The organism is Streptomyces sp. NPDC040718, from assembly GCF_055593565.1.
The window spans coordinates 72,172-95,067 of the sequence record NZ_JBVIXO010000009.1; the positions used below are offsets into that span (position 1 = coordinate 72,172).

The 22,896-nt window shown below is 72.2% G+C and carries 24 protein-coding genes; 21 read left to right on the plus strand and 3 right to left on the minus strand.

Annotation, left to right across the window (positions count from 1 at the left end):
• Positions 1–193: 193 nt before the first annotated feature.
• The 10 genes from ACZ597_RS22530 (at position 194) to ACZ597_RS22575 (ending at position 14,196) form a co-directional block, all read left to right on the plus strand.
• Positions 194–1,834: a beta-N-acetylhexosaminidase gene (locus ACZ597_RS22530; protein ID WP_471332890.1), complete on the plus strand. Its 1,641-nt coding sequence runs from the start codon at positions 194–196 to the stop codon at positions 1,832–1,834.
• 437 nt (positions 1,835–2,271) lie between these two features.
• On the plus strand, positions 2,272–3,129 hold the full coding sequence (locus ACZ597_RS22535) for an FAD binding domain-containing protein (protein WP_471333412.1): 858 nt from the start codon (positions 2,272–2,274) through the stop codon (positions 3,127–3,129).
• Positions 3,126–5,405, plus strand: coding sequence for a (2Fe-2S)-binding protein (locus ACZ597_RS22540; RefSeq protein ID WP_471332893.1), 2,280 nt, complete (start codon positions 3,126–3,128; stop codon positions 5,403–5,405). Before ACZ597_RS22535 ends, ACZ597_RS22540 begins: the two co-directional genes overlap by 4 nt.
• A 50-nt stretch (positions 5,406–5,455) precedes the next feature.
• Complete coding sequence (locus ACZ597_RS22545) at positions 5,456–7,771, plus strand: xanthine dehydrogenase family protein molybdopterin-binding subunit (protein ID WP_471333415.1); 2,316 nt, start codon at positions 5,456–5,458, stop codon at positions 7,769–7,771.
• Positions 7,772–7,852: 81 nt separating this feature from the next.
• Positions 7,853–8,338, plus strand: a complete 486-nt coding sequence (locus tag ACZ597_RS22550) for a DUF2563 family protein (RefSeq protein ID WP_471332896.1) — start codon at positions 7,853–7,855, stop codon at positions 8,336–8,338.
• Entirely contained in the window at positions 8,338–9,735 is a 1,398-nt protein-coding gene (locus ACZ597_RS22555) for a WXG100 family type VII secretion target (RefSeq protein WP_471332898.1), read from the plus strand. The genes ACZ597_RS22550 and ACZ597_RS22555 overlap by 1 nt, the downstream gene beginning before the upstream one ends.
• A 21-nt stretch (positions 9,736–9,756) precedes the next feature.
• Positions 9,757–10,953, plus strand: a complete 1,197-nt coding sequence (mycP, locus tag ACZ597_RS22560) for a type VII secretion-associated serine protease mycosin (protein ID WP_471332901.1) — start codon at positions 9,757–9,759, stop codon at positions 10,951–10,953.
• 28 nt (positions 10,954–10,981) lie between these two features.
• Entirely contained in the window at positions 10,982–11,401 is a 420-nt protein-coding gene (locus tag ACZ597_RS22565) for a hypothetical protein (RefSeq protein WP_471332904.1), read from the plus strand.
• 8 nt (positions 11,402–11,409) lie between these two features.
• Positions 11,410–13,803 (plus strand): hypothetical protein, encoded by a 2,394-nt coding sequence (locus tag ACZ597_RS22570; protein ID WP_471332907.1) that lies wholly within the window; start codon positions 11,410–11,412, stop codon positions 13,801–13,803.
• Between the two features lie 171 nt (positions 13,804–13,974).
• Complete coding sequence (locus ACZ597_RS22575; protein ID WP_471332910.1) at positions 13,975–14,196, plus strand: hypothetical protein; 222 nt, start codon at positions 13,975–13,977, stop codon at positions 14,194–14,196.
• 307 nt (positions 14,197–14,503) lie between these two features.
• Here ACZ597_RS22575 and ACZ597_RS22580 read toward each other — a convergent pair whose 3' ends face one another.
• From ACZ597_RS22580 to ACZ597_RS22590, 3 genes are all read right to left on the minus strand, one after another.
• Positions 14,504–15,073 carry a hypothetical protein gene (locus tag ACZ597_RS22580; RefSeq protein ID WP_471332913.1) on the minus strand — a complete coding sequence of 190 codons (570 nt, stop codon included), beginning with the start codon at positions 15,071–15,073 and terminating at the stop codon, positions 14,504–14,506.
• Positions 15,074–15,190: 117 nt separating this feature from the next.
• Positions 15,191–15,718 (minus strand): P-loop nucleotide/nucleoside kinase family protein, encoded by a 528-nt coding sequence (locus ACZ597_RS22585; RefSeq protein WP_471332916.1) that lies wholly within the window; start codon positions 15,716–15,718, stop codon positions 15,191–15,193.
• Positions 15,715–16,473, minus strand: a complete 759-nt coding sequence (locus ACZ597_RS22590; protein WP_471332918.1) for a GntR family transcriptional regulator — start codon at positions 16,471–16,473, stop codon at positions 15,715–15,717. The genes ACZ597_RS22585 and ACZ597_RS22590 overlap by 4 nt, the downstream gene beginning before the upstream one ends.
• Before the next feature lie 431 nt (positions 16,474–16,904).
• On the opposite strand from ACZ597_RS22590, the gene ACZ597_RS22595 reads away from it, so the two are divergent.
• From ACZ597_RS22595 to ACZ597_RS22645, 11 genes are all read left to right on the plus strand, one after another.
• On the plus strand, positions 16,905–17,153 hold the full coding sequence (locus ACZ597_RS22595; RefSeq protein ID WP_471332921.1) for a hypothetical protein: 249 nt from the start codon (positions 16,905–16,907) through the stop codon (positions 17,151–17,153).
• Between the two features lie 105 nt (positions 17,154–17,258).
• Positions 17,259–17,525 (plus strand): DUF6284 family protein, encoded by a 267-nt coding sequence (locus ACZ597_RS22600; RefSeq protein WP_471332924.1) that lies wholly within the window; start codon positions 17,259–17,261, stop codon positions 17,523–17,525.
• On the plus strand, positions 17,522–17,803 hold the full coding sequence (locus tag ACZ597_RS22605; RefSeq protein WP_471332926.1) for a DUF6303 family protein: 282 nt from the start codon (positions 17,522–17,524) through the stop codon (positions 17,801–17,803). Before ACZ597_RS22600 ends, ACZ597_RS22605 begins: the two co-directional genes overlap by 4 nt.
• Positions 17,800–18,660, plus strand: a complete 861-nt coding sequence (locus ACZ597_RS22610) for a DUF2637 domain-containing protein (protein ID WP_471332929.1) — start codon at positions 17,800–17,802, stop codon at positions 18,658–18,660. Before ACZ597_RS22605 ends, ACZ597_RS22610 begins: the two co-directional genes overlap by 4 nt.
• Positions 18,657–19,040 carry an RRQRL motif-containing zinc-binding protein gene (locus tag ACZ597_RS22615; RefSeq protein WP_471332930.1) on the plus strand — a complete coding sequence of 128 codons (384 nt, stop codon included), beginning with the start codon at positions 18,657–18,659 and terminating at the stop codon, positions 19,038–19,040. The genes ACZ597_RS22610 and ACZ597_RS22615 overlap by 4 nt, the downstream gene beginning before the upstream one ends.
• A gap of 22 nt (positions 19,041–19,062) precedes the next feature.
• Positions 19,063–19,455: a DUF3307 domain-containing protein gene (locus ACZ597_RS22620; RefSeq protein WP_471332933.1), complete on the plus strand. Its 393-nt coding sequence runs from the start codon at positions 19,063–19,065 to the stop codon at positions 19,453–19,455.
• Between the two features lie 19 nt (positions 19,456–19,474).
• Positions 19,475–19,747 (plus strand): hypothetical protein, encoded by a 273-nt coding sequence (locus ACZ597_RS22625; RefSeq protein WP_471332935.1) that lies wholly within the window; start codon positions 19,475–19,477, stop codon positions 19,745–19,747.
• A 23-nt stretch (positions 19,748–19,770) separates the two neighbouring features.
• Entirely contained in the window at positions 19,771–20,157 is a 387-nt protein-coding gene (locus tag ACZ597_RS22630) for a DUF6251 family protein (RefSeq protein ID WP_471332937.1), read from the plus strand.
• 31 nt (positions 20,158–20,188) lie between these two features.
• Entirely contained in the window at positions 20,189–20,356 is a 168-nt protein-coding gene (locus tag ACZ597_RS22635) for a hypothetical protein (protein ID WP_471332940.1), read from the plus strand.
• Positions 20,357–20,437: 81 nt separating this feature from the next.
• The gene (locus ACZ597_RS22640) at positions 20,438–20,665 is read left to right on the plus strand and encodes a DUF6257 family protein (RefSeq protein ID WP_471332943.1); all 228 of its coding nucleotides are present in this window, start codon (positions 20,438–20,440) and stop codon (positions 20,663–20,665) included.
• Between the two features lie 88 nt (positions 20,666–20,753).
• Complete coding sequence (locus ACZ597_RS22645) at positions 20,754–22,871, plus strand: ATP-binding protein (RefSeq protein WP_471332946.1); 2,118 nt, start codon at positions 20,754–20,756, stop codon at positions 22,869–22,871.
• The last annotated feature ends 25 nt before the right edge of the window (positions 22,872–22,896 follow it).

Here is a 22,896-nt window from a genome sequence, read left to right on the forward strand (position 1 = left end):
AGGGTCCTGACTTCCGCCGCCGAAGGCCCCCGATGCGCGTGAGCGCGTCCGGGGGCCTTCGCCGTGTGCGCGGGGCGGGTTAGGGTCGGCGCGACGAGCGTCGCCCCGCGGGACGGGTGCCGTGCGGGACGCCGCGGACGGCTGCCGCCGCCTCCGCGGGGGCGACCGGCCGGCTTCCGCGGAGGGCTGACGCATGGACCTGATCCCGCTACCCGAGAGTGCCGTTCCCGACCCGGAGGGACGCCGTTACGCGTTCGGGCCCGAGCCCGTGCTCGACGCCGGGCCCGGGACCGGGGGCGTCGCGCGCTGGCTGCGCCGGGAGGTGGGCGCCGCCACCGGATGGACGCTGCCCGCGCCCCCCGCCGGCGCGCGGGGCGACGTACGGCTGCGGATCGAGGCCGGGGGAGCGGACGGGCTCCGGCCCGAGGCGTACCGCCTCGACATCGGCGCCGACGGCGTCGACCTGACCGGCGGAGACGCCGCCGGGCTGTTCTGGGGCGCCCAGACGCTGCGTCAGCTGCTCGGCCCCGACGCGTACCGGCGGGCGCCGCTGCGGCCCGGACGGGCCTGGAGCCTGCCCTACGCGGCCGTCACCGACAGCCCGCGCTTCGGATGGCGCGGCATGATGCTCGACACCGCCCGGCACTTCACGCCCAAGGACGGGGTGCTGCGCCACATCGACCTGCTCGCCGCCCACAAGCTGAACGTGCTCCACCTGCACCTGACGGACGACCAGGGCTGGCGGATCGAGATCAGGCGCCACCCCCGGCTCACCGAGGTGGGCGCCTGGCGGGCCCGCAGCCGGTGGGGCCACCGCGCCTCCCCGCTGTGGAACGAGACCCCGCACGGCGGCTTCTACACCCAGGACGACATCCGCGAGATCGTCGCGTACGCCGCCGAGCGGCACGTCCGGGTCGTCCCCGAGATCGACGTCCCCGGTCACTCCCAGGCCGCCATCGCCGCCTATCCCCGGCTGGGCAACACGGACGTCGTGGACACCGCGGCCCTGGGCGTGTGGGACGACTGGGGCATCAGCGAGAACGTCCTCGCGCCGACCGAGGAGGTACTGCGCTTCTACGAAGGGGTCTTCGAGGAGCTGCTGGAGCTCTTCCCGGCCGAGGTCTCGCCGTTCGTCCACGTCGGCGGCGACGAGTGCCCCAAGGAGCAGTGGCGGGCCTCGCCCGCCGCGCAGGCACGCGTCCGCGAACTGGGCGTGGACGGGGAGGACGGGCTGCAGTCCTGGTTCATCCGCCACTTCGACGGCTGGCTCGCCGACCGCGGCCGCCGGCTCATCGGCTGGGACGAGATCCTGGAGGGCGGACTCGCCGACGGCGCCGCCGTGTCCTCCTGGCGCGGCTACGCGGGCGGCGTCGCCGCCGCCGAGGCCGGGCACGACGTGGTGATGTGCCCCGAGCAGCAGGTGTACCTGGACCACCGTCAGGCGGATGGCCCCGACGAGCCGATGCCCATCGGGTACGTGCGCACCCTGGAGGACGTGTACCGCTTCGAGCCCGTGCCGCCGAAGCTGTCGCCGGAGGCCGCCGCGCACGTACTGGGCGCCCAGGCCAACGTGTGGACCGAGGTGATGGAGAACCAGGCCCGCGTCGACTACCAGGTGTTCCCCCGGCTGGCCGCCTTCGCCGAGACGGTGTGGTCGCGGCTGCCGGAACCGGAATCCCGTGACTGGGCCGGGTTCGAGAGGCGCGCGAGCGCCCATCTGGCGCGCCTGGACGCCCTCGGGGTCGACTATCGGCCACCGGCCGGACCGTTGCCGTGGCAGCGGCGGCCGGGGGTGTCGGGACGCCCGCGCGAAGGCGCGCCCCCGATCGTGTGACCCGGGGGCGCGGGGGGCGCTCCGGCGCCGCCCATCCGGAAGCGGAACTCTTCGGGAACCTTTGGAACTCTCGCTCAAACAAGGCCGATCCGGGGGAAAACGGACGTTCGGGCAGAGGTGGGACGCACCCTGCGCGGGCGCTGTCCGGCCCCGCCCGCACCCCCCGCCCCGGCCGCCCGCCGGCGCCGCCGGAGCGCGGACCGGCACCCGGTGCGCGGGCGACCCTCGCGCCGGGCGGTCCCGAAGATGTGCCAGAGTTGCCACGTCCCGGCGGTGAGCACGTACCGTACGGCGGACAGGCGTGAGCGCCGGGACCGGGACATCGGGAAGGGGCAGCCGGGTTGACCACGCACGCACCGCACACACCGCATTCGGCTCAGGGGCCGCACGCACCGCACTCGGCTCTCGGGCCGCAGGCGGAGCGGGCGCAGTCCGTGATGCTGCCGGCCTCGCTCGACGAGGCCGTCGCGGCACTCGCCGCCATGCCCGCGGCCGTGCCCGTGGCGGGCGGCACCGACCTCATGGCCGCCGTCAACGCCGGGCTGCTGCGCCCCGCCGCCCTGGTCGGCCTCGGCCGGATCAACGAGATCCGCGGCTGGCAGTACCAGGACGGGCACGCGCTGCTCGGCGCCGGACTGACGCACGCCCGGATGGGTCGGCCGGATTTCGCCGCTCTGATCCCGGCGCTGGCCGCCGCCGCCCGGGCCGCGGGCCCGCCGCAGATCCGCAACGCCGGCACCCTCGGCGGCAACATCGCCTCGGCCGCGCCGACCGGTGACGCCCTTCCGGTGCTGGCCGCGCTGGAGGCGGAGCTGGTGATCGTCGGCCCCGGCAGCCTCGGTGACACGGGAAGCTCGCGGCGCGAGATCCCCGTCTCCCACCTGCTGGCCGGCCGCGACATGCTGCGGCCGGGCGAACTGATCGGCTTCGTGCGGGTGCCGCTGCTGCACGCCCCCCAGGTGTTCCTGAAGGCCACGGGCCGTACCGGCCCGGGGCGCGCGGTGGCGTCCGTGGGGCTCGTGCTGGACCCCGCACGCCGCGGGGTGCGGTGTGCGATCGGCGCGGTGGCCCCGATGCCGCTGCGGCCGCTGGAGGCCGAGCAGTGGGTGGCCTCGCTGATCGACTGGGACGGGGACCGCAGCCTGGCCCCAGAGGCGCTGGAGGCGTTCGGCGAGTACGTCGCGGCCGCCTGCGTGCCCGACCAGGGGGAGCAGGTGTCCTCGGCGGTACTCCACCTGCGGCGGACGGTGGCCGTGCTGGCGCGCAGGGCCCTGGGGAGGGCGCTGACCTCATGAGCGAGAACGAGAACGTGAGCGGAACTACGGGGAACGCGGGGCAGGCTGCCGGAGCCGGCGACGGCTGGGGCTGGGAGCCGGTCCCGCAGGGCGGCGAGTACGACAACGAGGCCACGGCCTTCGTGCAGCTGCCGCAGGAGATGCTGGACGCGCTCGATCGCGGGGAGCCGCTCGCGGCGCCCGGGCACGGCTTCGTGCCGCCGCCGATGATCCTGCCGCTGGGGTCGGGCAGTACGGACCCCTCCGCCACCGGTACCTGGACGATGCCGGTGCAGTGGCCGGACGCCGGCTCGGGGACGGCTCCCGGGGCGGGCGCCGGCCCGGCCGCCGAGGCCGCCGCGCAGGCGGCCGCCCGCGCGCCGATCCCGGCATCGATCCCGCTCCCGGCGTCGGTCGCGGCCGCCTTCGCGGCGGCGCCCGCGGGGGAGGCGGAGGCCGACCCGCAGGGCGGCGCCCCGCACGCGGAGCCGGCCGGCGGCGGGCCGCACGGCACGCTGGGCGGCGGACTGCACTTCGACCCGTCGGGCGGTGCGCCGCACGCGGACCTTGCGGGCGGTGCCCTGCACGCGGAACCGCAGGGCGCGCCGCACGGCGGTTCGCACGGCGGTGCGCTGCACGCGGAGTCGCCCGGCGGCGGGCCGCACGGGACGCTGGGCGGCGGGCTGCACGTCGGCCCGCACGCCGACCCCTACGCCGACGCCCACGCCGACCCGGATCCCGGCGCGACCGCCGAGTGGCAGTTCCCCGAGGCGGTGCACCGCCCGGAGGACGCGATGGCCACGGGGCAGTGGACGCTGCCCGGCGGCACGGGTGACCACGCCCTGGACGGCGGCTGGGGCCAGGCGGCCCCGGCGGTGCCGTCCGGCGGGGCCTCCGCCCCCTGGGACGCGCCCGCGGCACCCGAGGCGGCTGCCGGGGTGCTGCTGAGCTCCGGGGTGCTCCCGGGCGGCGCCGCCGGCGCGCCCGCGGGCTCGCCGTCGGCGGGACGCGGTCCGAGGGTGCTGGGCGGCCCCGGCGTGGGCACCCCGCTGCCCGAGGGCTACCTCCAGGCCGGGCCGGAGCCCGAGGCCGTGCCCGCGGCCGCTCCGGACATCGAGGCCTCCCACGGCCCGGCCGAGATGCCCGTCGAGGGCGAGCGGCCGCGTCCGGTGGAGGCCGACGCCGGCGCGGAGGGCGCCGGGACCGCCGGACACGGCTTCGCGGAGCCCCCGGCGGCGGCTCCGGCCGAAGCGGAGGCCGCGCCCGTGCCGGGTGACGGCGGTGCCGACAGCGGTGTCACGCCCCCGGCCGAGGGCGACACCGGGGCCTTCCCGGTGCAGGAGACGGCGTACGAGGAAGAGCGGGTCCCCGCCGTCGCCCATCACGAGCACCCGGCGGCGTCCTACGTCCTGCGGGTCAACGGCGCCGACCGGCCCGTCACCGGGGCGTGGATCGGCGAGTCCCTGCTGTACGTGCTGCGCGAGCGCCTCGGCCTGGCCGGCGCCAAGGACGGCTGCTCGCAGGGCGAGTGCGGAGCCTGCGCGGTCCAGGTCGACGGGCGGCTCGTCGCGTCGTGCCTGGTCCCGGCGGCGACGGCGGCCGGCAGCGAGGTGCGCACCGTCGAGGGCCTCGCGAGCGGCGGGGAACTCTCGGACGTGCAGCAGGCGTTGTGCAGGTCGGGAGGGGTGCAGTGCGGGTTCTGCGTGCCCGGCATGGCCATGACCATCCATGACCTGCTGGAGGGCAACCACGCCCCCAGCGACCTGGAGACCCGCCAGGCGCTGTGCGGCAACCTCTGCCGCTGCTCGGGCTACAAGGGCGTCATCGAGGCGGTCCGCGAGGTCGTCGCCGAGCGCGAGGCGAGCGCGGCCGAGGCGGAGGCGCTCATCCCTCACCAGGCGCAGCCCGGTGAGGGCGGGATCCACCCCGCCCACCCGGCGGCACACGGGACGGACGGCTTCGACCCCTTCGGCGCGAACCCGGGATCCGGCGTGTTCGACGGCGGCCAGCCGGGCTTCGACGGCCAGGCGGGCTTCAACGGCCAGGCGGGCTTCGACGGCCAGGCGGGCTTCGACGGCCAGCCCGGCTTCGACGGCCAGGCGGGCTCGAACGGAACCGACGGCAGGGGCGGCCCGATCGGCCTCCCCGGCCTCCCCGGCCCGAACGGCCCCGACGGACCCGACGGACTCGGCCCGAACGGACCCGACGGACCCGACGGACTCGGCCCGAACGGACCCGACGGACTCGGCGGTCTGAACGGATTCGGCGGGGACCAGCACAACGGAGGCATCGCGTGAGCGGGCAGGACGCGGCCACGGCGACGGCCGGCACCACCACGACCACCACCATGGCGACGGTGAGCCTCGGCACCGACGGCGACACCGAACAGCCGCGCCCCCTGCGCGGAATCGGCGTTTCCGTCCCCTCCGGGGACGCCCGCGCCAAGGCCGAGGGCACCTTCCCCTACGCCGCCGACCTCTGGGCCGAGGGCCTGCTGTGGGCCGCCGTGCTGCGCTCCCCGCACGCCCACGCCCGCATCCGCTCCATCGACACCTCGGCCGCCGCCGAGATGCCCGGCGTGCGCACCGTCATCACCCACGCCGACGTCCCCGGCGCGACCACCCACGGCCGGCGCATCGCCGACCGGCCGGTCTTCGCCCACGACGTCGTACGCCACCACGGCGAGCCCATCGCCGCCGTGGCCGCCGACCACCCCGACACGGCCCGCCTCGCCGCCGCCGCCATCATCGTCGAGTACGAACTCCTCGACGCCGTCACCGACCCCGAGCAGTCCTTCGGCGCGGCCCCGCTGCACCCGGACGGCAACCTGATCCGGCACATCCCGCTGCGCTACGGCGACCCCGAGGCGACCGGCGACGTCGTCGTCGAGGGCCTGTACCGGATCGGCCGCCAGGACCCCGCGCCCATCGGCGCCGAGGCCGGCCTCGCCGTGCCCCGCCCCGACGGCGGCGTGGAGATCTACACCGCCTCCACCGACCCGCACACCGACCGCGACCTCGCCGCCGCCTGCTTCGGCCTGGAACCGGACCGGGTACGGGTGGTCGTCACGGGTGTCCCCGGCGCGACCGCCGACCGCGAGGACGCCGCCTTCCAGCTCCCGCTGGGCCTGCTGGCCCTGCGCACGGGCTGCCCGGTGAAGCTGGCCGCCACCCGCGAGGAGTCCTTCCTCGGCCACGCCCACCGGCACCCGACCCTGCTGCGCTACCGCCACCACGCGGATGCCGAGGGCCGGCTCGTCAAGGTCGAGGCGCAGATCCTGATGGACGCCGGCGCCTACGCCGACGCCTCCGCCGAGTCCCTCGCGGCGGCCGTGGCCTTCGCCTGCGGCCCGTACGTCGTCCCGCACGCCTTCGTCGAGGGCTGGGCGGTCCGTACGAACAACCCGCCCTCCGGCCACGTCCGGGGCGAGGGCGCCATGCAGGTCTGCGCCGCGTACGAGGGCCAGATGGACAAGCTCGCCGCCGCCCTCGGCATCGACGGCGCGGAGCTGCGCATGCGCAACGTCCTGGCCACCGGCGACCTGCTCCCCACCGGCCAGACCGTCACCTGCCCGGCCCCCGTCGCCGAACTCCTCCGCTCGGTACGCGACTTCCCCCTCCCCGCCCTCCCCAAGGACACCCCGGAGGAGGAGTGGCTGCTGCCCGGCGGCCCCGAGGGCGCGGGCGAACCGGGCGCGGTGCGGCGCGGCGTCGGCTACGGCGTGGGCATGGTCCACATGCTCGGCGCCGAGGGCGCGGACGAGGTCTCGACCGCCACGGTCAAGGTGGTGAACGGGACGGCCACCGTCATCTGCGCGGCCGTCGACACCGGCCAGGGCTTCGCCACCCTCGCCCGCCAGATCGTCCAGGAGGTCCTCGGCATCGACGAGGTGGCCTGCGCCCCCGTCGACACCGACCAGCCCCCGGCCGGCCCCTCCGCCCACGGCCGCCACACCTGGGTCTCGGGCGGAGCCGTCGAGCGGGCCGCGAAGATGGTCCGTACGCAGCTCCTCCAGCCCATGGCCCACAAGCTCGGCATGTCGACGGAGCTCCTCCAGATCCAGGACGGCCGGATCACGTCGTACGACGGGGCCTTCTCGATGACGGTCACGGAGGCCATAGAGGGCAAGGAGCTCTGGGCGACGGCCCAGTGCCGCCCGCACCCCACCGAACCGCTCGACGAGCACGGCCAGGGCGACGCCTTCGTGGGCCTGGCCTTCTGCGCGATCCGCGCGGTCGTCGACGTGGACATCGAGCTGGGCTCGGTCCGGGTCGTGGAACTCGCCGTGGCCCAGGACGTCGGCCGCGTCCTCAACCCCCGCCAGCTGGAGGCCCGTATCGAAGCGGGCGTCACCCAGGGCGTCGGCGCGGCCCTGACGGAGAACCTCCGCTCGGTCGCAGGCCTGGTCCGCCACCCCGACCTGACGGGCTACGCCCTGCCGACGTCCCTGGACGCCCCGGCGGTGCGGATCGTCCGGCTGGTGGAGGAGCGGGACGTGGTGGCCCCCTTCGGCGCGAAGGCGGCGAGCGCGGTCCCGGTGGTGACCACCCCGGCGGCGGTGGCCTCGGCGGTCCGCGCGGCGACGGGCCGCCCCGTGAACAGGATCCCGATCCGGCCATCTGCGGCGGTCGCGGCGCCGGCGTCGGCGGCGCCCAACTCCTAGCCGCTTGGGGCCTGTCGGCGCCGGTCGTTAGAGTGGCGCGAGAGCGGGTGCGAACGGGGACGGGGAGCGGGGGAGGGCTTCGTGGCGTTGGACAACGCGGGTCCGGGGATGCCGGGGGTGACCGTCGCCGGCGGCCTCGCGGACGCGGTGATGGCCCAGGCGAAGGCCCTCGAAGTCGAGTACGACTCGCTGACCGACTACAAGAACCGGGTCGACGCGCTGCTGAAGACCCTCGACGGCTCGGAAGCGGACGCCGGGAAGCTGGCCCACGGCACCCTGCCGACGGGCACGCTCGGCTCCGGCTTCACGGAGGCGGACGCCCTGTTCAAGGCGTACGCGACGGTCCACGCCGAGCTGCAGAAGCTCTCCCAGGGCCTGGCGGGCCAGATCGAGGCGCTGGGCATCGCCGTCCTGACGGCGGGCAAGGGCTACGGCGGCGTGGACGAGGAGACGCAGGCCCGGATGCGGGCCCTGATCAAGGCCTCGAAGGAGGCCTACGTCCCGGACCGCGACCCCCTGGCCCGCCAGGAACACGAAGCCCGGCAGCAGGGCAGGGGCACGATCTGATGGCGACGACGAACTTCGAGGGCTACTCGCACGAGCAGCTGCTCGCGATGATCGCGTCCGTCAACCCGGAGACGGTCAAGGCGCGGGCGACGCAGCTGGCGGAGGCGGCGGCCGCGATCAAGGAGATCGGCAGCAGCCTCAAGAAGCACCAGGTCAAGGGCTGGGAGGGCGAAGCCGCCCACGCCTTCCAGGACTGGGTGAGCCGCACGGGCAACGCGACGCTGCTGCTGGGCGACTACAGCGCGGCGGGCAGCGAATGGATGACGCAGGCCGCGCAGACGATGATCGAGGTGAAGGCCAACACCCCGAAGTACGACACGGCGGCGGCGGAGAACCTCGAGTCGGCCCGCAAGTTCCACAACGACCCGGACGCGCAGCAGATGGGCCGGACCGCCCACGCAAAACTGACCACGGACCACCAGCACGCGGTGCAGCAACTGACGAAGCTGGCGCAGTCGTACGAGCAGTCGTCGGCGCAGATGAACAAGGCGGAGGCTCCGACGTTTCCGCCGCCGCCGGGCGCTTTTGAACCGACCGGCTACGGAAGCGAGGCGGTTCGCGAACGCCCGGGAGCTGCTTCGGGCGGCGTAGGTGGCGGGCCTTCGTATGCCTCTGTCGGCGGATCGGGAGAAGTGCCGCGGGGATTCGACCAGCCATCGCCCAACCAATCCTCGGTGGTTCACCCGGCGCTTCCGGCGGAGGGGCAGACGTTATCCCCGTTGCCGGTCATGCCGGCCCGTGACGTGAACGTCGATATCGACCACGTTGCAACGCTCCCGGACATGTCGCTGCCTCCAACAACGGGGCCGGTTGGCATGGGTGGCGGTGGCAATCCCGGTCCCCCAGTACCATCGGTGTCGCTACCTTCGGTGGTTGGGACACCAGGGCTGGGCGGCGGCTCGTTCCCGGTTGGGCGGTCTCCTGTGGGCATTGGCGGGAAGGTTGGCGGTATTCCTATGCCGCCTCCCCGGGACACAGGAATCGTGGGCGGTCGGCCGATTGCCACCGGCGGGCCGAGCGCGGGTATCCCCCGAGGCACGGTCATTGGCGGGGATGGTTCGCATGCTGGCGGTCGTGCAATGCCCGGAATGATGGGCGGCGGCTTCAGCGGTCCGCATGGCACTCCAGGTGGCCCATCGACTGGTCGTCGACTGGCCATGGAGCCGGGAGGTGTTGTCGGTGGACGCCAGGCTGTAACTGGCGGCCAGGCGTTCACTCAGGGCGGGGTGGGCCTCGTGCGTGGGTCGGGTGTTGGGGCTGTTGGCCACGGTGGTACCGCTTCCCCGGCGGCGAGTAGGCGACGTGGAGACCAGGTGGGCGACCGGCCCAACTACTTGGCCGAGGATGAAGAAACCTGGCAGGGCAACCGTCGTGTTGTCCCACCGGTGATCGACTGAGCGAAACGGACATTGCACGGGATGCGTACACGGAAGGCGACTTCGGCCCTGGTAGGTCTCCTGCTGGTTGGAGTCGCGGTGACCCCGGCGCATGCGCAGACCATCCGAGAGCAGCAGTGGCATCTCGATGCCATGAAGGCCGATGACATCTGGAAGATCAGCACTGGTAAAGGCGTAACGGTTGCGGTCATCGATACGGGCGTCGATCGAATTCCAGAGCTCGAAGGCCAGGTCTTGCTGGGTAAGGCTTTTCCCGCAGGCGATGGAAATACTGAACCACGCGACGACTACGATGGCCACGGCACGAGCATGGCGGCCATCATTGCCGGTACCGGTAGGCACCCGAGCGGAGATGGCGCCTACGGCCTTGCGCCCGGAGCCAAGATCCTTCCAATCAGGGTGCCCAACCTTCTGGAGGCGGCTTCTACTCCATCGTGGGTGGAAGCCATCCGATTTGCTGCGGACTCGGAAGCCCAGATCATCAATATTTCCCAGGGCCGGGAAGGCAAGCCGGAGGATGATCGAGCGCGAGCCGAAGCGGTGAAGTATGCACTGGCGAAGGGGAAATTGATCTTCGCTGCTGTTGGGAATGAGGGGGATACCCTCAACCGGATCAACTACCCAGCAGCGACGCCGGGGGTGGTTGGCGTTGCCGCGGTGGACTCCGAAGGTCAGGCCACGCAGGAGTCGGAGCATGGCACACAGGTAGACATGTCGGCACCTGGCATCGACATCGTTACAGCGTGTGCGCGAAAGACGGGGCTGTGCACCAGCCACGGCACGAGCGACGCCACCGCCCTAGCCTCGGCCTCCGCCGCCCTCCTCTGGTCCGCCCATCCCACCTGGACCAACAACCAGATCCTCCGCGTCCTCCTCAACACCGCCGGCAAGCCCGTAGACGGCGCCGAGCGCAACGATCACATCGGCTACGGCGTAGTCCGCCCCCGCGTCGCCCTCCCCGCCCCCGGGGATCCCGGCCCGGCGGACGTGTACCCGTTGCCCGACCTCGCGGCGGCCGCGGCGGCCACGGCGGCAGCATCGGGGCCTCCCGTTCCCTCGACCGGGGGAAAGATCACCCCGAGCACCCCGGCCCAGGCCGGGCCTGCGGTAGACAAAGGTGACGGTGGCGACCCGCCCTGGATCGCCCTCGGGCTGGGGGCCTGCGTCCTCATCGGCGGGGCCGTCGCCGCAGTCGTCGTACGGCGGGCGGGGCGCTGACGCGGACACGGACTGGGGAGTACGCGAGATGTCCTTCGAAGAGGAATGGTCGGCCGCACGCGCCGCCGCCGTAGCCGGCATCTCGATGCGCCTCAACCAGGCGACGGCCGCCGGCGGAGCCACCGGCACGGACCTGGCCCTCAACCAGGACCACATCGGCGCCATCGGCAGCGAGGCGTACGAGCTGCACGCCCGCCTCCAGGCCGACGGCCGGCACGCCGCCACCGCGTCCTCCGAGGCCGCCGCGGCGCTGTCGCGCGAGGGCTTCGGCAGCGGGGCCGCGCTCGCCACGGCGAACGCCCGGTGGGAATCCCAGGTCAAGACCCTCGTCGCCGCCTGCGCGCAGATCTCCAACGGGCTGAACTACTCGCTCTCCTCCCACCGCAGGGACGAGCAGTGCCTCTACGCGGAGTTCACCTCCTCCAAGCTCGACACGTACCTCAAGTAGCCGTCGTGGTGACGTACGAGAACGTGCTGAACGCCCCGATCGACAAGCTCGCCACCGCCGTCCGCGACTGGCAGGCCATGGCCGCCAAGCTGGAGGCGCTGGCCGAGGCCGCCCGCAACGGCATGAAGGCCAAGGCCGACAAGGCCGAATGGAGCGGGGTCACGGCCGGGGTGGGGCGGCCGTTCGTGGGCAAGACGGCCAAGGAGTTCGAGGACGCGGCCAAGGAGGCCAAGGGCATCCACCGGGCCCTCGCCCAGGGCCACGACACGTTCAGGTCCTCCCGCGAGCGGCTCAGGAAGATCGCCGAGGTGGAGGCCCCCGCCGCGGGCTTCCGGGTCGACGGGAAGGGGAAGGTCGAGGCGTTGCCCCTGGCGACCGACGCCGACCGGCAGGCGGCGCGCCACGACCCCGACTACCAGGAGTCCCTCCGCGTCAACCGCCCGCGCTGGCAGGCGAAGGTGGACGCCGCCGTCGACGCCTGCGACGACGTGGACCGGTCCCTCGCCCGCCTCCTCGGCGCGAACGTCGCCGACGGCCACGACTTCGCCGCCCCCAAGTACGCCGGCCTCACCGCCGAGCAGGCCGGCCGCGCTACCGGCCTCGCCCGCAAGGGCCGCAACCTCTCGCACGCCGAGCTGGTCGAGCTGAACGAGCTGCTGGCCGACAACGCCGGCAAGGCGGAGTTCTCGACAGCCTTCTACGGGAACCTCGGCCCCAAGGGCGCGCTCCGGTTCTTCGGGCAGATGGCGACCGACGCGTACGCGTACGGCAAGCTCGACGAGCAGCGCCTGACGGACGTCCAGGAGCTCCAGAAGAACCTGGGCCTCAACCTGGCCACCGCCACCCGCTCCACGGCCGAACCGCACCTGCCCGACAGCTACGCCCAGGAGCTGCGCCGGCTCGGCACCCAGCAGATCCCCCTCGGGCGGTACGAGCAGAACCCGCCGTTCGGCTACCAGCTGCTCGGCGGGATCATGCGTTACGGGAACTACGACCCCAGGTTCCTGGTGCCCATCGCCGAACACGCGACGCAGATCCACGCCAAGGACCCGGACTTCTTCAGCCGGGGCCGGCAGCTGGGCGCCGGCTACGGCAGGAACGTGCTGAACCCCTCCGGGGTCAACGGTGCCGGCTACGACCCGGTGGTCGGCTTCCTGGAGGCGATGGGCCACAGCCCGGCGGCCGCGGCCGAGTTCTTCGACCCGGCGCGTTCCCCCCACGCCTACGGCGCCGACGGTACGGCGAAGTCCGGCGCTCCCGACCTCGGCAAGGACGCGACGGGCCGGCCGGTCACCACGTACCTCGACTTCTTCGGCAACACCGGGTACCGCCACACCCTCGACATGGAGGGGACGAACTTCGACGACATGGGCGAGGTGCGCCGGCACATGCCGGACGCCCTCGGGCACGCGCTGGAGGCGGCCACCCTCGGCCACGCCTGGGACGACCCGGCGCCGGAGCTGCACCGGACCGAGTCCGGGGCGCGGGTCATGGCGGCGGCCGCGGCGAAGTACGGTGGTGATGCGGCCCTGCTCAGGAACCAGGAGGTCCTCGCGGACAGCCTGGGCCGGATGACGGCCGGGTACGTCGACGACGTCAACCGGGCGCTCGAAGGGAACGGCGCGCACAGCGTCTTCGCCCCGCACGGCGGTGACGGGCAGGCCCACGCGGTGCTCGACCGGGACGGGGCCCGCGATCTCCTCGCCGCCCTCGGGCAGCACCCCGGTGCCTACGCCACCGTGTCCGCCGCCGAACGCGTCTACTCCGCGAGCGTACTGGAGGGCCAGGTGGGGCCCGGCGGCTCGATCGACGAGGGCAGGGTCCGGCCGGTGATCCGTACCGGTGCCGAGGTGCAGGGCATTCTCGACGAGTCCAGGGCGGACCAGGTCAGGGCGGTCGGCGCGCTGAAGCACGAGGAGTACGAGAAGGCGCACGAGGAGAGGTCCACGTGGGTCGGGTTCGGCACCACGGCGGCCATCGCGGCCGGTGTGGCCTTCCTGCCCGCCACGGCCGCCGCGGCGGGCGCGGCGGCGGTCGTCGTCCCGCTGGCGGTGGACACCGGCAGCGGTGCCGTCGAGCAGGCGGCCTCGCAGGTCATCGGCGAGTGGTCGGACGAGGCCAAGGAGGAGCACCAGGACAAGACCAAGGCCGAGGCGCACGGGGTCACCAAGGCGATGTTCAAGGCGGGTGAGCACAGCGCCGAGGCGCCGATGAGGGCGTTCCTGGACCGCCACGGCGTCGAGCACAACAGCCGCTTCCGCAACGACTGCATCCAGGAGATGCGCGTCGGGTACCTGAGCGGCAGCGCCATCGCGCAGCAGCAGGGCCACCAGGCGCAGCCCAAGGGCGACGACGGCACGGGAAACGACGGCACGGGAAACGGCGACACGGGAAAGCCGTGACCGGAACCGGTGCCGGAATGCGCCCATTTGCGGGAATTGCTAGCGTGGAATGGCGAGCGCAGGCCCAGCGACGCAGGGCCTGCCCGACGGGTCGCGTCACCGCGCCCGTATCCCGCACCCCCCCACCCTGACCAGTGCCCCGACCGAGGCAATCCGTGAAAGGGGAACCACATGCGCATTCGACGAATCTCCGCCGCCGTCATCGCCACGGCAGCCCTCGCCGGACTCGGCCTCACAGGCGCCGCCACCGCATCGGCCGCCATGGACACCGCACAGAGCGCCCCGTCAGTCGTCACTCCTTCCGAGTGCAGGCAGGGCGGCGGAACGCCCGCGATCAACGAGGACGGCAACTACTGCAAGGGCGGTACCTACGACGGCGAGCAGGTCGACTGAACCCCACGACGCAGCCGGGAGAGTCCGGTCGGAAGGCCGGCAGGGCGGCGCCCCGGGATGGGTGCCGCCCTGTCGTTCGGCCTGGTCGGACCGGATGGAAGCCGTGACCGGAATCGAACCGGCGTAACCCGCTTTGCAGGTTTGTCCGTGCTGACCGACGGACGGGTCGTTGTCGTTCAACCTCGTTCGTCTCCTTGCCTCTGACCCGTACGCGAACCGCTGTGAACGGCTTCGGACGGGGCTGAATGAGACGGAAACTGAGACGGGCTGTGGCGACTGGTCACACCCTGTCGAGGTGAACCTTGCGTCACCGCCTACGGCGGCCCACGGGATCACCTAGGGATTCAGATACAGCGGTTAGGAAGCCCTCGTAGCTGGCGGCAGCCTTCAGTCCGGCAGCTTCCAGCGGTCGCAGGTCGAGGGCGGCGCCGGAGCGGAGAGTAGTGATGCCATTTTCAAGAAGGCTGAGGTGCTCCAACTGTTCGACTTGAGCCTTAAGCGCAGCGAACGTGACCCATCGAGGTCCTTCGATCTGCACTGCACTCCCGAGATGGCGGATCTCTCCGCTCGCCTCTTCCGCCTGATCGCGGAGGCGTTCGACAGCCGCTGTGGCTCCCTCGTAGGCAGGCGTTCCCCGCAGGCGCCTAGCGACTTCCAGCTTGGCCCACGCTTCAGTTATCAAGCTGTACTGCTTGTACCAGGCCTCAGCGAAGGCCACGTAAGTGGCCTTCCGCGGCTCTCGGATGCTCCGCTGATGCTCGGCGTGGACCTGAAGAAGCGCCTGTGAACGTGTCAGAAACGCCGCAATGACGGCTGCGCCTCCCGTACCTGCTGCGCCCACCGCTGCCCCGAGTACCGCTGCCAACCCTGCGTCCATGCTGGAAGTCTGACGAAACACACGGCACAGGTCAGGCGCTTGTCGGTTTTCCCCCACTGCTGCGGGCTGCGAGTGCTTGCCACCCCACGGCGCCGTAGGTCCGAAGCCCGGCTGGTCTCAGGAGCGAACGTCGTTCAGAGCCGCGATCACGGCTGCGGGATCACCCTCGTACAACACATGTGGTTCATCGTCTGATGGGGGGAAGAACCGTGTGCGGTACCGCTGTAGATCGCTCTCAGAGAAGTAGATCGAGTTGGGATCGTTGGCGTGGAACTCGTTGCGCTTGCTGACCCTCGCCCACAGTTCGTCATGGTTGGCGGCAAGGTAAACGAGTAGGGATGTTGCTCCGGCATCCGAGGCGATCGAGCGCCATTTCGTCCGGTCCGCCGGCGTCCAGAAACCGTGATCCACAACGACGTCATGTCCGGCTTTGATGTGCTCCCTCAGGTCGGCAGCCACGTCTTCAAGGACGGGGCGCTCAAGGGTGGGGAAGACGCCCCGGGGGAAGTCCACGCCGTATACGCCGTGCCGGCGGAACATCTCTTCGTCTGGGCACAGCCGCACGAAGCCTCGGGCAGTGAGAGTGCGGGAGAGCGTTGTCTTCCCAGAGCCGGGAAGGCCCGCCATTAGGACGCAGACCGTCACGCGGTCACCTCTGATTCCGTTCGCCATGTCCGACCCGGGCCCCCGAGGTCCACACCGTACTCAACGATGTTGCCTTCGCTGTCCACGAACTTGGCCGTCATGACGACCACCGGGTCCGTCGGCGGATTGGCAGGGTCCAGCTCCAGGAGTTCTGCGTACTCCGGCGTCAGCGGGCGGGCTGAAGCGGTGTCGATCCGGTGGCTGATCGGGTGGCCGGTCGCCTGGGCAATGAGCTGAAGCGACGTTCCCCCTGTCAGTCGCGCGCTCTCTGCAAGCTGGGGGATCAGCTTCCCGTACCGAGCCGGAATCCACGACGTGCTGTGAGCCACGATGCCGTGTCGGTCGCGGTACACCCGGCTACGGCGAACCACGTCTGAGCCGGGCTGGATGTCCAGAGCTTGCGCTACGTCCTCGGGCGCAGGTACCACGGCTGCCTGGTGCGAGTCGGACCGCTCGCCTGCCCCCCAGCTGGACCCTGTACGGCGTCCCCGATCCTGTCGCTGGGACCCCGACGACATGGGAGCCGGCTGGTCCAGCACTTCGGTCCCAATGCCGTGGATGCCACGGACAAGCCCCTCGTTGCGCAGCTTGCGCAGCGCCTTCTCCGCTGTCGCCGTGCTCACTTTCCACTCTTCCGACATGTTCTTGATGCTCGGCAAGAGGGTCCCCGGCTGCAGCTGACCGGACGTGATCAGCTCCGAGTAGTGGGCGGCAATCCTCGCGTAAGGCGCCCGATTGTCGGCCTGGCCTGCCATGTTGTCCGCTCCTCCGCGACGACTTCCCTGGGGTTCCCTAGCTTACCGCTTGACACCGCAGGGAACCCTAGGGAACCTTAGGGATGTCCCCGCCGGACGGTTCGCCGGACGGAGGGGGCGGGATCTCAATGTGCCTTCAGTCATGGGCCGTTCGAGGTCAAGGGGCCCGGGACAGAGCGGGCCGAGGGCGCGCCGGACCCTGGTCATTCCGGAGGGCTTGGACCGAAAGGTCACGTCTCCATACGCCTTCGCCAGGCATGGCGGCTCTACCTCATACGGGAGCCGCAGCCCTGAAGGAGACATTGCACTACCCCATCTGTCGCAGTGCTGCGGCCGGTTGCCTCCTCCGCCCGTCCGGCGCTTCGGCGTCGTACGGGCGGGGTTGAGGGGAGCCGGATTCCTGCTCCACCCCTTCTGACGTGGGAGTACCCATGAGCATCCGTGACGGGGAGGACCTTCCCAACGCGAGCACCGTGTCCGCCGGCGAGCTGGGCCGGATCCTGCGAGACCTGGCCGGCGTCGCCGACGAGCTGATCGCCCCGGTGCTGACCGAGGAGCTGCGGCTCGCGCAGTACCGGCGGGTGGCTTTCCTCGGTGAGTGGATCACGAAGGCGGCCGACAGCCTGCACTACGACCTGGACCGCCACGTGAACCCCGACGAGTTGGGCAACGACGACTGACCCGCTGGTGCGCCGGCGTATCTGCCTGACGAAGTGAAGCCCCCGGTGCTCGAACACCGGGGGCTTCGTTCGGGCCCCGTTCCTGTCTGAGAGGAGCACGACCCAATGAAGCCCATCGTTGCACGTCACACCCTCGTTACCCCGCTTCCCGTCGACCTGGAGCCGACGGGCGCGGAGCTGGAGGCCATCGAGTGGGAGCTGCCGCTGATCCTGGCGGAGCGCGACCTCCTCGACGTCGAGATCAGCGTCCTGGACCGGACGCCGTCCGAACTGGACGAGCGGCGGATCCGCCGGGCCCGCCGCAAGATGCTCGCCGCCCGGCGGGCGCTGACCAACCAGGCCATTGCCGCCCTGCCGGGCGGTGCGGCATGACGACGACCCGAGCGCGACTGACCAACGCGTGCCTGGGCGAGTGGGAGCTGTACGTCGTCACCGACGCCCCCGTGAAGGACTGGCCGATGCACGAGTTCGGTCGGACCTCCCCGGCCCCGACGCAGGCCGAGCGGGCGGCGGCCCTGGCCGCGCTCGGCTACGAGCCGGCCGACACCGGGAAGTGGGAGTGGGAGGAGCGCGACAACGCCTTCACCGGCGGCGTCGAGTTCACCGCGTCCCTCACCGTGCGCACGGCCACGGGCGGGGACGACCGGTGAGTCGCACGGCCAGGGTCCTCCTGGTGGTGGCCCTGGTGGTTGTGGTCGGGATGGCGTTCAGGGTGTCGTGGAACGCGCTGCGGGACGTGGCGCGGGCGATCGGCGCGGACGGGACGGCGGCGACGCTGTACCCGTTCGTGGTCGACGGGCTGATGGCTCTCGCCCTCGTCGCCGCGCTCGTCCTGACCGACGAGTCCCGCAAGTTCGCCCTTAAGGTCCTCGCGGGGTACACGATCGCGTCGCTGGTCCTGAACTACGTGCACGGGCTTCTGCCGCAGCTGCACGCCGAGTCGATCGACTGGACCCGACTGGCCGACTGGGATCCCGCCCACTATGGGCTCGTCCTGCTGGCGACGTCGCTCCCGGTCGGGTCGATCTACTTCGGCTCCGACCTCGTCGCCAAAGTTCTCCACCACCACCCGATCGACCCGACCGCACATGAATCGGTACGGATCGATGTAATTCGGTCGAGTGCTGAGCTGGGCGAACCGGTGGTCGAAGAGACCACCACCCCGCCCGCCCCGGCGCCCGAGCTGGAGGTGGCCCCGGTCGATCCGATCGAGCCGCCGGCCGCCCCGGTCGAGGTTCGGGTGCCGGTCGCTGCGGCTGACGTGACGCGGCCCCGTCGGGCGACCGGTCGAGTCCCGGAAGCTGCCCGATCGGCACGGCCGGTCCGCAGCCCGGAGGAGCTCCTCGCGGAGGCCCGGAGCATTACGGAGTCGTGGCCGGTCGAGGACCTGACCGGTGAGGCGATCCGCAAGGCCCTGCGCACGTCCCCGGCCAAGGCCCGGGTCCTGCGCGAGACCCTGAAGACCGAACGGCGCGCGGACGCGGCGGCTGAGGCGGTCGCCGGATGACCGCCACCTACTCGGAGTGCTTCGACCCGTCCGGCGGACGCCACGGGATACCGACCTTCCCGTGGCGGCTCGCCCCCGAAGGCCTGGCTACCCGCCGACAGCTCCGCGCCCTGGGCCTGCGCCCCGGCGGCCAGGACATCGCCGGGCAGATCCTGCGGCCCCGCTTCCGACGCGGCCCGCTGACGGCCTTCCTGTACCGGGTGGACCGGGCCCTGCCCGTCCGGCCGATGACCCCGGGCAAGACGGCCGCGCTGGCGAAGGCGAACACCGCCCGCCGCACCTGCCCCGCCTGCTGCCGGGATGCCGGATACGTCATCCCGGCCCAGCTCGGCATGTGCGTGCCCTGCGCCTACCCCGACACGAACGAACTCGCTGCCTGACCTGCCCGGAAGGGAATCACCCGTGTTCGCCGAGATCGCGTTCCTCCTCTACGTCGGGCACCTGCTGGCCGACTACCCGTTCCAGACCGACCACCAGGCCGCCCACAAGGCCGGATGTGGCCGCCAGGGCTGGACCGCCAACATCACCCACGCCGCTACCCACCTGCTCACCTGCGCCGCGATGCTCGCCCTCGGGTCGGTCGCGCTGGGGTGGCACCTGCCGCTCCTGCCCGCCGCCGGTGCCCTGCTGTGGATCGGCGTCAGCCACGGGTTCATCGACCGCCGCTGGCCGATCGCGGCGTGGATGCGGATCGCTCGGCAGCAGGGCTGGGCCGCGCACGGCGGCGCCGCCCACGTCGACCAGACCGCACACGTCCTCGCGCTGACCCTGGCCGCGCTCTTCCTCGCCGTCTGACCTCGAAGGAGTACTACCCATGCGTCCTGCCACGGTGACCACCCTCGTCCAGTACACCGGCAAGCCCGCCATCGCCCGCTGGCGCCCGGAGCCGATCAGCATCGACACCGCCCGGCAGTGCCTGCGCCGGGCCCGCCGGAGCCGCGACGTGGTGCAGATCCACCAGACGACCAGCCGCGACGGCAGCAGCATCCACGTCGCCCACGTCCACACCGGCCCCGGCCGCTGGCGCGACGTCGACTCGGTGACCGACATCTACGAGATCCCCACCGACGCCCTCACGGACCTCTGACCCACCACGACCTGGGAGCGACCGTGAACCACTTGCCCGAACCCGTCCGCCAGACCCATGTGGTCCAGCTCCCGGACGGGACCCACGTCTACGCCGACCAGCTGCCCGCCCAGTTCACCGGGCCGCAGGTCGTGCACCAGCACATCCACCAGGCCCCGCCCGACCGCACGATCCAGCGGATCGCGCTCGGCTCCGGCGTCGGCGCCGGCGCGGTCGCGGCCGGGGTCTACTTCGGCCCCCTGCTGATCGGCGCGCTGACCGCCATGGCCGCGAACATCGCGTTCCTCGCCTTCCTCGCCCTGGTCCTGGGCTGGACCGTCCACACCGTCGTGAAGTCGATCGGCGGGCCCGAGGGCACGCAGGCCGCCAAGAACGTGCGCAAGGCCACCACCCGCGGCAAGCGCGGCTGACCCTCCCGACCTCTCCCTGAGGAGTGCTCGCATGCTCACGACCATCAGCCGGTACGTGCTCGTCGTCCTCATCGGGTTCGCCCTGGGGACGGCCCTGCTGTGGGTGTCCCGCACCTGGGGCCACCAGATCGGATGGACCGCCTTCCTCGCCGTCGAAACCGCACTCGTCATCCGGTTCTTGCTCCTGCCCCGCCGCTGACGGCTGCCCAATCCGCCCGGCCCCGTGTGGGCCCGGGTGGTGAGGGGAGCCGGACAGACCGGCGCCGGAAGGAGTCCCGTGATGGCGAAGGACCCGAAGTTCACCGCCGGCGAGATCGCGAAGATCGGCTGGTACACGGCCCGGGCGGCCAAGCGCGGTATCGCCAGCGAGACCGTCTACATCGGCGACCTGACCCGCAAGATCGACCGCATCATCGACGGTGCCCGTGAGCGCGAGGAGCGCGAGGCCGCCGAGCAGGCCGCCGCCGACAAGGCCGCGATGAAGGCGCGCGCCAAGAACCGCAAGTAGCTGTGCCCCTGGGGCGGCCGTCCCGGCCAAGGAATCGGGCCGCCCCCGGGTCTCATCCCTGCCCGCTTGCACAGACAGGACCCCCAGCATGACCGACAACGTCGTCCCCCTGTTCAAAGACCCCACAAGCGGCGTCTACACCCTCCCCGGCGACACCCCCGAGGCTGCACCGGCGCCCGCCCGGGTGCGGCCGGCGCGGGTGTGGAAGCGCACCGCCCGGGGCGTCCGTCGGGCGGTCGCCGACGAGCGCACCCGAAAGGCGGTGCGGCTGGTGGCCCGCCACGGCATGTATGTGGCCGGCGGCACCCGCATCGCGGCCAAGCGGACGTGGGACGGGAGGACCGCCTCCCGCTACGAGCGGATGATCCGGGCCGCCGAAGCCGCGGGGAATCTGGACGAGGCCAAGGAGTGGGAAGACCGCCTCACCCGGTTCCGCACGGGCCGCCATCACCGGCGCATGGAACTCCTGCGCTCGATGCCCGACCTCGCCAAGAGCACCCTCTACGGCACCGGCCTGACGGTGGGCGGGCTGCTGGCGCTGGGCATCGTGCTGGCCATAGGCAACAAGGACATCACCTGGACGATTGCCCCGATCGCGGCCGTGATCGAGGCGATCCGCTGGACCGTCGCCGTCGCCAGCGTCGTGTGGGGGCCCGCGCTGGTGGTCGGGCCGTGGCTGGCGCTTCTCGCCCTGTGGGGTGTCGGCAAGCGGCAGCAGACCGCGCCGCAGTGGATGCTCCCGGCCCAGCAGCGCGACGACGCCGGGGCGCCGATTACCCCCTCGGTCGTGGTCACCGCCCTGCGGGACCTGGGTATCGCGCCGCTGCGGAACGCCATCAAGGAGATGGGCGACTCGGGCGCGGCGATGCTCGGGCCGATCCGGATCGCCGGATGCGGCGTCGAGGTCGATGTCACCCTGCCCTCCGGCGTCTCCACCGCCGAAGTGCAGGGCCGCCGGCGCAAGCTCGCCGAGAACCTCGCCCGGCACGAGCACGAGGTGTTCATCACCCTGCCGACCGCCGCGCGGACGGTGCGGCTGTGGATCGCCGACTCCGGCGCCCTCGACGAGCCGATCGGCCCCTCCCCGCTGACCGCCGACCAGACGATGACGGCGAACTACAAGACCGGCAAGGCGCCGTGGGGTCAGGACCTGCGGGGCGACAAGGCCCTGATCAGCCTGTATCAGCGCATGCTGCTGATCACGGGCCTGTCCAACCAGGGGAAGACCGCCGCGCTGCGGGCGCTTGCCCTGTGGCTGGCCCTGGACAAGACGGTGGAGTTCCGGATCGCCGACCTGAAGGGCGTCGGTGACTGGGACATGTTCGACGGGCTGGCCACCACCCTGATCCAGGGGCCGACCGACGAGCACGTCATCGAGGCGACCGAGATGCTCGAAGCCGGCGTCGCGGAGATGGAGCGCCGGATCCAGGCCCCGCCCGGAACCGTGTTTCCTCCCCTGATCCTGGTCGTGGACGAAGCCCAGGTCGCGTTCATGTGCCCGGCCGTCGGCGCCGACAAGCGGCCCTACGGCGGATCCAAGGCCACCTCCCGGTACTTCATGGCCGCCCGGAAGATCCACAACCAGGGGCGGGCCGTGGACGTGCTCCTGTGGGAGGGCACGCAGGACCCCACCGACCAGAACCTTCCCAAGCTGGTCCGCGAGGGCGCCCACACCCGCATCTCCCTGGCCCTGGGCACTGAGTCGCAGGCCCGGATGGCGCTCGGCGACAAGGCCGTCGACGGCGGCGCGGCCCCGCACCTGCTGCGGCAGGGCCTCGACAAGGGGACCGTCGTCGTCGCCTCAGACGGCATCAAGATTCCCGCCGGGCAGGCCTCCATCACGGTCCGAACCCACTACATCGACACCGACACCGCCGCCCTGATCGCCGACCGGGCCAAGAAGCTGCGCGGCACGGTCGAGACCACGACCACGACCGAGCCGACCGCCGGTGCGGTCGACGTCATCGCGGACATCGCCACCGTCATCGGCGAGGAGCGGCGCGTCCTCACGCAGGAAGTGCTGCGGCGCCTGGCCGCGCTCAACCCGGGCGAGTACCGGGAGTGGACCTTCGGCGACCTGAAGCAGGTCCTGGAGGCCGCCGGGGCCGAACCCCGCAAGACCGGCGGCCGCATGGTCGTCGACCGCGACCGTGTCACCGCCGCCCTCGCCGAGCGCGACCAGGACGACGAGCGCCGCGCCGAGTAGCAGGGAGCCGTCAGGGAGGCAGGGA

Coding starts and splice junctions, on each gene's coding strand:
- ACZ597_RS22530 (WP_471332890.1), top strand. CDS start 194: ATGGACCTGATCCCGCTACCCGAGAGTGCCGTTCCCGACCCGGAGGGA.
- ACZ597_RS22535 (WP_471333412.1), top strand. CDS start 2,272: ATGCTGCCGGCCTCGCTCGACGAGGCCGTCGCGGCACTCGCCGCCATG.
- ACZ597_RS22540 (WP_471332893.1), top strand. CDS start 3,126: ATGAGCGAGAACGAGAACGTGAGCGGAACTACGGGGAACGCGGGGCAG.
- ACZ597_RS22545 (WP_471333415.1), top strand. CDS start 5,456: ATGGCGACGGTGAGCCTCGGCACCGACGGCGACACCGAACAGCCGCGC.
- ACZ597_RS22555 (WP_471332898.1), top strand. CDS start 8,338: ATGGCGACGACGAACTTCGAGGGCTACTCGCACGAGCAGCTGCTCGCG.
- mycP (WP_471332901.1), top strand. CDS start 9,757: ATGCGTACACGGAAGGCGACTTCGGCCCTGGTAGGTCTCCTGCTGGTT.
- ACZ597_RS22565 (WP_471332904.1), top strand. CDS start 10,982: ATGTCCTTCGAAGAGGAATGGTCGGCCGCACGCGCCGCCGCCGTAGCC.
- ACZ597_RS22575 (WP_471332910.1), top strand. CDS start 13,975: ATGCGCATTCGACGAATCTCCGCCGCCGTCATCGCCACGGCAGCCCTC.
- ACZ597_RS22580 (WP_471332913.1), bottom strand. CDS start 15,073: ATGGACGCAGGGTTGGCAGCGGTACTCGGGGCAGCGGTGGGCGCAGCA.
- ACZ597_RS22590 (WP_471332918.1), bottom strand. CDS start 16,473: ATGGCAGGCCAGGCCGACAATCGGGCGCCTTACGCGAGGATTGCCGCC.
- ACZ597_RS22595 (WP_471332921.1), top strand. CDS start 16,905: ATGAGCATCCGTGACGGGGAGGACCTTCCCAACGCGAGCACCGTGTCC.
- ACZ597_RS22600 (WP_471332924.1), top strand. CDS start 17,259: ATGAAGCCCATCGTTGCACGTCACACCCTCGTTACCCCGCTTCCCGTC.
- ACZ597_RS22605 (WP_471332926.1), top strand. CDS start 17,522: ATGACGACGACCCGAGCGCGACTGACCAACGCGTGCCTGGGCGAGTGG.
- ACZ597_RS22615 (WP_471332930.1), top strand. CDS start 18,657: ATGACCGCCACCTACTCGGAGTGCTTCGACCCGTCCGGCGGACGCCAC.
- ACZ597_RS22625 (WP_471332935.1), top strand. CDS start 19,475: ATGCGTCCTGCCACGGTGACCACCCTCGTCCAGTACACCGGCAAGCCC.
- ACZ597_RS22635 (WP_471332940.1), top strand. CDS start 20,189: ATGCTCACGACCATCAGCCGGTACGTGCTCGTCGTCCTCATCGGGTTC.
- ACZ597_RS22640 (WP_471332943.1), top strand. CDS start 20,438: ATGGCGAAGGACCCGAAGTTCACCGCCGGCGAGATCGCGAAGATCGGC.
- ACZ597_RS22645 (WP_471332946.1), top strand. CDS start 20,754: ATGACCGACAACGTCGTCCCCCTGTTCAAAGACCCCACAAGCGGCGTC.